Annotated in this window: 10 protein-coding genes and 1 pseudogene; 5 read left to right on the top strand and 6 right to left on the bottom strand. The window is 69.7% G+C overall.

The window, feature by feature from the left end; all coding sequences use genetic code 11:
• A partial coding sequence (locus NL1_RS35220; RefSeq protein ID WP_156095199.1) for a TetR/AcrR family transcriptional regulator occupies nucleotides 1-229 on the bottom strand: 229 nt, incomplete at its 3' end.
• Between the two features lie 238 nt (nucleotides 230-467).
• Here NL1_RS35220 and NL1_RS35215 point away from each other — a divergent pair.
• Nucleotides 468-1,679: a cytochrome P450 gene (locus NL1_RS35215; RefSeq protein WP_162272801.1), complete on the top strand. Its 1,212-nt coding sequence runs from the start codon at nucleotides 468-470 to the stop codon at nucleotides 1,677-1,679.
• Nucleotides 1,680-1,685: 6 nt separating this feature from the next.
• Here NL1_RS35215 and NL1_RS35210 read toward each other — a convergent pair whose 3' ends face one another.
• The gene (locus NL1_RS35210) at nucleotides 1,686-2,066 is read right to left on the bottom strand and encodes a DUF5313 family protein (protein ID WP_067849113.1); all 381 of its coding nucleotides are present in this window, start codon (nucleotides 2,064-2,066) and stop codon (nucleotides 1,686-1,688) included.
• Nucleotides 2,063-2,548: a MarR family winged helix-turn-helix transcriptional regulator gene (locus tag NL1_RS35205; protein ID WP_067849110.1), complete on the bottom strand. Its 486-nt coding sequence runs from the start codon at nucleotides 2,546-2,548 to the stop codon at nucleotides 2,063-2,065. Before NL1_RS35205 ends, NL1_RS35210 begins: the two co-directional genes overlap by 4 nt.
• Nucleotides 2,549-2,674: 126 nt before the next feature.
• Here NL1_RS35205 and NL1_RS35200 point away from each other — a divergent pair, with 126 nt between their 5' ends.
• Nucleotides 2,675-3,688, top strand: a complete 1,014-nt coding sequence (locus NL1_RS35200; protein WP_067849106.1) for a DUF418 domain-containing protein — start codon at nucleotides 2,675-2,677, stop codon at nucleotides 3,686-3,688.
• A gap of 31 nt (nucleotides 3,689-3,719) precedes the next feature.
• On the opposite strand, the gene NL1_RS35195 is transcribed toward NL1_RS35200, so the two are convergent.
• Complete coding sequence (locus tag NL1_RS35195) at nucleotides 3,720-4,883, bottom strand: cytochrome P450 (RefSeq protein WP_162272800.1); 1,164 nt, start codon at nucleotides 4,881-4,883, stop codon at nucleotides 3,720-3,722.
• A 456-nt stretch (nucleotides 4,884-5,339) separates the two neighbouring features.
• The gene (locus NL1_RS35190; protein ID WP_067849100.1) at nucleotides 5,340-5,534 is read right to left on the bottom strand and encodes a hypothetical protein; all 195 of its coding nucleotides are present in this window, start codon (nucleotides 5,532-5,534) and stop codon (nucleotides 5,340-5,342) included.
• A gap of 160 nt (nucleotides 5,535-5,694) precedes the next feature.
• Here NL1_RS35190 and NL1_RS35185 point away from each other — a divergent pair, with 160 nt between their 5' ends.
• From NL1_RS35185 to NL1_RS35180, 3 genes are read left to right on the top strand one after another with little or no spacing between them, the layout of a single operon-like run.
• Entirely contained in the window at nucleotides 5,695-6,120 is a 426-nt protein-coding gene (locus tag NL1_RS35185) for a hypothetical protein (RefSeq protein WP_067849097.1), read from the top strand.
• Between the two features lie 37 nt (nucleotides 6,121-6,157).
• Nucleotides 6,158-6,313: a DUF6131 family protein gene (locus tag NL1_RS38420; protein WP_245673736.1), complete on the top strand. Its 156-nt coding sequence runs from the start codon at nucleotides 6,158-6,160 to the stop codon at nucleotides 6,311-6,313.
• A gap of 9 nt (nucleotides 6,314-6,322) precedes the next feature.
• Nucleotides 6,323-6,511 carry a CsbD family protein gene (locus NL1_RS35180; protein ID WP_067849094.1) on the top strand — a complete coding sequence of 63 codons (189 nt, stop codon included), beginning with the start codon at nucleotides 6,323-6,325 and terminating at the stop codon, nucleotides 6,509-6,511.
• A gap of 121 nt (nucleotides 6,512-6,632) precedes the next feature.
• Here NL1_RS35180 and NL1_RS38415 read toward each other — a convergent pair.
• Nucleotides 6,633-6,856: pseudogene (locus tag NL1_RS38415) on the bottom strand (phosphoribosyltransferase); the annotation flags it as partial.

The raw sequence follows: 6,856 nt of genomic DNA, 5'->3' as shown, positions 1-6,856 counted from the left end.
CCGCGATGCGGGCCGTCGCACCGGCGAGGACCGCCTCGCGCAGCGCCCCCTTACCGCCGACGTACCGGTAGACCGTGGCGCGCGAGCAGCCCGCCCGCATCGCGACGCGGTCGATGCTCAGTCCGGCCATGCCCTCGCGGGCGATGAGGTCGGCCGCGGCGGCGTGGATGCGCTCGACCGCCAGCGCGCGGCGATCGCCGCCGGCCAGCCAGTCGGGTTGTCCGGGCATCACGCCCCCAATTCTCGGTGGATACGGTCCAAGAATTTTGTCTCACGATGAGACGTCTTGCCAAGAGGTCTCGGACAAGCAGGCAGGTCGGAGCGAGCCCACGAGACGCGCTCCGACCAGGCATTTCGGGCCGCGGATCTCACTTTTCCCCAGCCATTGACGCGGACCGATGCGACGGCGAAACCTGGTGGAAGACATCGCTGTCGGAGTGCGAAAGGCGGAGCGGATGACCCGCACGATGGATGAGATCGACCTGTTCGACCCGGGGTCGCTCGACGACCCGTATCCCCTCTACGAGCGGCTGCGCAGCACGGCGCCGGTGCACCGGGTCGAGGGCACCGATTTCTATCTGGTGAGCCGCTGGGATCTCGTCACGGAAGCGACCGCCCGGCCCGCCGACTTCTCCTCCCACCTGACTGCCGCGCTGGTTCACCACGCCGACGGCACGGCCGCGGTCTTCGACATGGACGGCGAAGGGCAGGCGGTGCACGTGCTCGCCACCGCCGACGACCCGGAGCACATGCGCCATCGCAAACTGGTGCTGCCCGCCCTCGTCGCGAAACGCGTTCGCGCACTGGAGCCCACGATGGCGGCGACCGTGCGGCGGCTGTGCGCCGAGGGTGTGCACGGCGGCCGCATCGAGTGGATGGCGGCGATGGCCGACCGTCTTCCGATGACCATGGTCGCCGGTCTGATCGGCCTGCCCGGCGCCGACGTTCCGCGATTGGTGGAGTGGGGCTACGCCTCCACCGAGCTGCTCGGCGGGGTGGTCACCACCGATCGGCTCGCGGTTGTGATCGCCGCGGCGGCCGAACTCGCGGGCTATCTGTACCGGGCGTTCACCGCGGCGTGTGCGGCGCCCGGCGACGATCTGCTCGGCGACCTGGCGAGGGCGTGCGCAGCGGGCGATCTCGAGCCGCAGGTCGCGGTGTTGATGCTGGTGCAGCTGGTCGGGGCGGGCGGGGAATCCACCGCGGGCCTCATCGGCAATGCCGTCCGCTTGCTCGCCACCGATCCCGCTCTGCAGCAACAGCTTCGGGAGGATCAGGAGCTGCTGCCCGCCTTCCTCGAAGAAGTGCTGCGGGTGGAATCGCCTTTCCGCGCGCACCATCGGCACGTCGTCGCCGGCACCACGCTCGGTGGCGTGGACCTGCCCGCGGGCGCGCACCTGCTGCTGCTCTGGGGCGCGGCCAACCGTGACCCCGCCGTCTTTCCCGACGCCGATCGGCTTCGCTTGGATCGCACCGTCCAGCGCGGTCACCTCGCGTTCGGCAAAGGCATTCATTTCTGCGTCGGCGCCGCGCTGGCCCGGCTGGAGGCGCGGGTCGCGCTCGGGGCGCTGCTCGCCGGCACCGCGTCGTTCGAGCTGGCACCGGAAGCCGATGCGGCCCTGTGGGTTCCGAGCATCTTCGTCCGGCGGCACGCGCGACTGGAGCTCGTGCTCCGTTGAGTTCGGTCAGTGCGGGTGCTGGGCGGCGTAGCGAGCGCGTTCCAGCTCCCGCTTGCGCGCCTGCTCCGGGTTCTCCAGATCGGCGGGCAGCCCGTGCTTGGTCAACCGGTGCGCGCGGTTCATCGGCATGAACGCCGCGGTGTAGAACAGCGCGAGCAGCATCGCGAGCAGCACCATCGACCCGCGCAACCACAACTCTCCGGGAAAGAACAGGAAGACCGCGAACAGCGGCGTGAACGGGACCATGCCGCGCACCAGATGCCTTACGACGGCGTGCTTTCCGGTCAAGTCGTCGCGCACCCAGTCGCGCAGGGAATCCGGCAGCCTGCGCCCGAAGGCGTAGCCGATCCACTCGACGGGGTTGGGGCGGCGGCGGGCGCGGGTCATGCGTCGGCTCCTGTCGTTGCGGGCGGCGGGTCGGCGAGTACCGAGCGACGGGCGGCGTCGTTGACCCGGGTCAGCACGTCGCGCAGTTCTTCGAGGTCGGCCAGGGTGACGCCGAGGCGCTGCACCACCGCGGGCGGAATGCGCTCGGCCTGCGCGCGCAGCGCGGCGCCCGCCTCGGTCAGGTCGATCACCAGGTTTCGTTCGTCCCGCGGGTCGCGTCCCCTGCTGATCAGTCCTGCCGACTCCAGGCGCTTGAGCAGCGGCGAGAGAGTGGGCGAATCGAGCTGGATGGCCTCGGCGATCTCCTTCACCGACATCGGCGCCTCGCCCCACAGCGCGAGCATCACCAGATACTGCGGGTGCGTCAGGCCGAGCGGTTCCAGCAGCGGGCGATAGACGGCGAGCACCGCGCGATTGGCCACGGCCAGCGCGAAACACACCTGCCGGTCCAGCCGCAGCGGGTCCTCGATCTCGGTCTCCACGGTTCCTCCTGAGGTCTCGGCTAGATTAACGCACAAATAGTTAGTGCGTTAAGTGTATGTGCGCGATCTCTCCAGCGGACCGGCCGGTTGACGGACTTCGCCAGGCAGCGCCGCTACTGTCGGAGCATGTACGACGTCGACGGGCGCGAGCGCATTCACGAACTGGACGCCGTCCGCGGATTCGCCCTGTGCGGAATCCTGGTGGTCGACATCTGGCAGATCACCGACATGACGGCCACCGTCGCCTCGGGCGAAGACATGGTTCCGCTCCGGCACTGGCTCTCCGTGCTGGCCGAGGGGCGCTTCTTCCCGCTGTTCGCGTTCCTGTTCGGCCTGAGCTTCGCGATGTTCCTGGACAGCGCCGCCGAACGCAGCGCACGTCCGCGACTGGTGTTGGCGCGCAGGCTGATCGCGCTCGGCGTGCTCGGGCTGATCCACCAGCTGTTTCAGCCGGGCGAGGCGCTCCTGCCGTACGCGGTCGTGGGATTGGTGATCCTGCTGCCCGCGTCCGCGCTGCCGCGGTGGCTGATTCTGACAGGGGGACTGGTGGGCACGGCGGGCGTGGCGCTCACCCTCAGCGGCGGCCTCGCCCTCGTGCCCGGTGTCTTCCTGCTCGGAGTGGCGGCCGACCGATTCGGTCTCGTCGACGACCTGCATGACCGCACCTGGCAGATCGTGGCCGTCTTCGCGGTCGCGCTGCCCGCTGCCGTCGTGGCGGCCGTATGGCAGTGGCGCACACCGTATCTGGAGCTGTGGACCAGCTCGATCGAGCCGATCGCGGGCCTGCTCGGCGCGCTCACCTACCTGACCGGCTTGTTGCTCGTGCTACGCACCGGGTTCGGCGAAGTGCTCGCCGAGATACTCGAGCCCATGGGGCGCATGGCGCTGACGAACTACGTGTCCGCGACGGCGCTGATCCTGCTCGCGGAGGGGCGCCTGCATCTCGGCGGCACCACGCGCTACGCCGCGCTGCTCGGTCTCGCCGCCGGGATCGTGCTGCTGCAAGCCTTCGTCAGCTACCTGTGGCTGTCCTGGTTCCGCTACGGCCCGCTGGAGTGGGTGTGGCGGTGCGTCACCTGGTGGCGCATCGTCCCCCTCGGCGCGGAAGGCATGGCTTCGATGGGCCTGTCCCGCAGGTGATCCGAGGTCCGGGTACGCGGAGCCCGCGCGGTCAGGCGAGCGCGACCGGCAGGATCAGCGGCCCGCGGTGCCGGAAACCGGAGCGCCACGGGATTTCTCGCGCGGGCGTGGTCAGGGTCGTCTCCGGCCAGCGGTCGAAGAAGTGCTCGAGCACGGACCCGGCGACGCCGTGCACGAGGGCGGTGCCGAGGCAGGAGTGCGGGCCGTGGCCGAGGCCGAGCTGGGCGTTGCGGGCGCGGGTCGGATCGAACCGATCGGGCCGATCGAAGACCACCGGGTCACGATTGGCGCCCGCCAGACACAGCAATACGGTCTGCCCGGCCCGCACGGTGTAGTCGCCGATATCCAGATCGGTTGTCGCGAAACGCGGTCCGGTGAGCACCTGCGGTGAGAGGTAGCGCAGCAGCTCGTCCACGGCGCGGCGCCGGTCGGTGGCCGCGCGAAAAACCCTGCGGTGCGTGGGATCGGCGACCAACGTGAGCAGGGCGCCCGCGATCAGGTCGGCGAGCACCTCGTACCAGACGAACAGCAGGTAGAACAGCACCCCCGCGAGCTCGTCCGCGGTCGGCGAACCGGTCTCGTCGCGCGCGGCGACCAGTCGCCCGACCGCGGTGCCGGCGTGGGCCCGCGCGGTCACGGCGTCGACGAGAGTGCGCATGGTGGCGAGGGTGTCCCTGGCGCGCGGGGCCGTTGCGCCGGGCAGCAGCGTCGAGTTCGCCCAGCCCAGCAGGGCTTCGCGTTCCGCATCGGCCAGCCCGAGCAGGTCGCCGAGCACCGCGGCGGGTAAGGGGATCGCCAGCCGCGCGACCAGATCCACCTTCGGATCGGTGTCGGTGTCGCGCAGCAGCGAGTCGATCAGATCGCCTGCGCGCTCGTCCCATTCGGCCGTTCTGCGCGGACCGAGTTCGGCGGTGATCAGGCGGCGCAGCCGCGCGTGGTCGTCGGCGCCCGCGACGAGCAGGGCGTCCAGTGGGGGCGGGACGGCGAAACCCGCGTAGTCCACCGGCCCGGCCTTGGTGACGTCGGTGGTGAGGCGCTCGTCCGAGAGCGCGGCGCGCACGTCGGCATGCCTGGTCACCAGCCAGGCGGGCGGGCCGTCCGGCGTGCGGACCCGGTGCACGCCGCCCTCCCGGCGCAGCGCGCTCAACACCGGCCACGGATCCGCCGCGAAACCGGCATCGAAGATCTGTCGCACCCCAGCCCCCATCCGCTTTGTCCGCCAACACTTCTCGGCACCGTTCGGTGCGCACCAAAGTACTCCGCTCGCGCCGCGTGCGCCGCACGGGTCGTCGGCGGCCTCTCCGCAGTTGCTGCCGCAGCCGTACGCGGCCGCGCCGGACCTCGTGGCGGCAGCTCGCGGAGAAGTGGGGCCGACGTGCTCGGCGCCATCGTGGACCCGCCCGATCCGGCGGCGGCGACAGCGCTGGCCGGGCGGCTCGGCCTTCCGCGCAGCCTCGTCGTGCTCGGCGGGGAAGACCCGTTCAACGACATCACCGCGATCGTTATCTACGAGCCGGAACGGCAGCTGTGGGGCCGGGTGGTGCGCGCCGGGGAAGGGCTGGCGGCCCGTTGCGAACCCGGGCCGCCGCATCTCGTCGACCGAGTGACCAAACGCCTCGATCTCGGTTCGACTCGCCGAGCGTGTCCGCCGCTACTTGGCGAGGACACCCGCCTGCCGGATCGCGTTCAGGATCTCGCCGTAGCTGAGGGTGGTGGAGTTCACCGAGATGGTCTCCGCCACGCGGTCGACGTCGACGGAATCGATGCCGCCGAGGCCGCGCAGCGCGTTCTGGGCGACGCTGGCGGATGCGTCCGAGTAATCGGTGAAGTCGAAGGTATAGGTCATGGTGTCGGATTCTCCTTGGTTGCTGATCGATCGGTCCGGTCAGTTCTGCGCATACACCGAAACCGCGCGGCCCAAACGTTCGCGATGGGGGTGAGTTTGATCGCGCCGGAACCGGGAATAGCGGATTCGTAATACAACTTTTCAGCGCACCAGGATTCTCATGATCATTCTCATAGGGCTGATCGTCCTGATCGGCGCCGTGGTCGTCGGAGTCGCCGCTGTGGCGGCGAATACCGGCGAGCTACGCACGTCGGCGGGCGACTTCGCCGTTTTCGACTATCAGTTCACGGCCTCCGCAGGGGAGGTGTTCCTCTACGGCACCGTGATCGGCGCGGCGGGCGCGATCGGGCTGGTTCTCCTGTTGACCGGGCTGTGGCGCACCTCCCGCCGCGGCAGCGAGGCACGCAGGGAGCTTCGCAGGTCACGCCGGGAGATCGCGGCAACTCGCCGCAGTGTCCCGCCGCCGCCTCCCGCCGCGCCGCCGCCCGGCAACAAGCCGGTCTGGAGCGCCAACCGATTCCTGCGCAGGCTCTCCGGAACCGCGCCGCTGGCGGGCGGCAAGGCGAAGGCACCGACTACCACCTGACACGTCGACGGTCGACCGTGCAGAAAGGAATGAGACCGTGATTATTCTTGGATTGATACTTCTGATTGTGGGCTGGTTGCTCGGAATCGGATTGCTGACCACCGCGGGCATCATCGTGCTGATCATCGGCGCGGTGCTCTGGATCGCCGGTTCGGCGGGCCGTCCGATCGGCGGCCGCAGGCATTACTACTGAGGCCGCCCGATGAACGCCGAAAATTCCAGGCACACCCGCCGTTTCGATCACCGAATTCAGGCAGCACGTGGTCGCGTGAAGAAATTCTTCGGACGTGCGACCGATAATCCGCGGCTGTCGGCGGAGGGGCGGCGGGACCAGATCGTCGGGAACCTGAAACAGGCGGCCGACAAAGTGCGAGACGCATTCCGGCGGTGACCGATCGATGTCGGCCGAGGTCACGGACTCTCGGCCGGCATCGGCATGTGCGGGTCTCGATGCCGCGCAACGGTCTTCGCCCAGGCGCTCCGGCCGTACACACAGTCGGCGGACCGTGCGACTAGTACCCCTCCGAATCGCCGGAACGCTGGCGCAGATCGGCCGCCGCGCTGTCCAGCAGATCGCACACCTGTGCGTCGTCGACCGGGGCGAAATCCCCGTACCACCTGGCGATCGAGGTGACGACGTTCGCACCCTCGAGGCAGACGACCTGGTCGACCTGTCCGCTCAGCGCACGAATCGCCGACGCCGCGGCGACCGGCGCCGCGAGCGCGACGCGAGCCG

It is taken from the genome of Nocardia lijiangensis NBRC 108240 (assembly GCF_001613045.1).
GTDB lineage: Bacteria > Actinomycetota > Actinomycetes > Mycobacteriales > Mycobacteriaceae > Nocardia > Nocardia lijiangensis.
The sequence above is the reverse complement of the archived record's forward strand: the minus strand, read 5'-3'. Positions and strand labels throughout refer to the sequence as shown.

Bases quoted from the DNA above. Each gene is read 5' to 3' on its own strand.
- NL1_RS35215 (WP_162272801.1), top strand. From the start codon at position 468: ATGGATGAGATCGACCTGTTCGACCCGGGGTCGCTCGACGACCCGTAT.
- NL1_RS35210 (WP_067849113.1), bottom strand. From the start codon at position 2,066: ATGACCCGCGCCCGCCGCCGCCCCAACCCCGTCGAGTGGATCGGCTAC.
- NL1_RS35200 (WP_067849106.1), top strand. From the start codon at position 2,675: ATGTACGACGTCGACGGGCGCGAGCGCATTCACGAACTGGACGCCGTC.
- NL1_RS35190 (WP_067849100.1), bottom strand. From the start codon at position 5,534: ATGACCTATACCTTCGACTTCACCGATTACTCGGACGCATCCGCCAGC.
- NL1_RS35185 (WP_067849097.1), top strand. From the start codon at position 5,695: ATGATCATTCTCATAGGGCTGATCGTCCTGATCGGCGCCGTGGTCGTC.
- NL1_RS35180 (WP_067849094.1), top strand. From the start codon at position 6,323: ATGAACGCCGAAAATTCCAGGCACACCCGCCGTTTCGATCACCGAATT.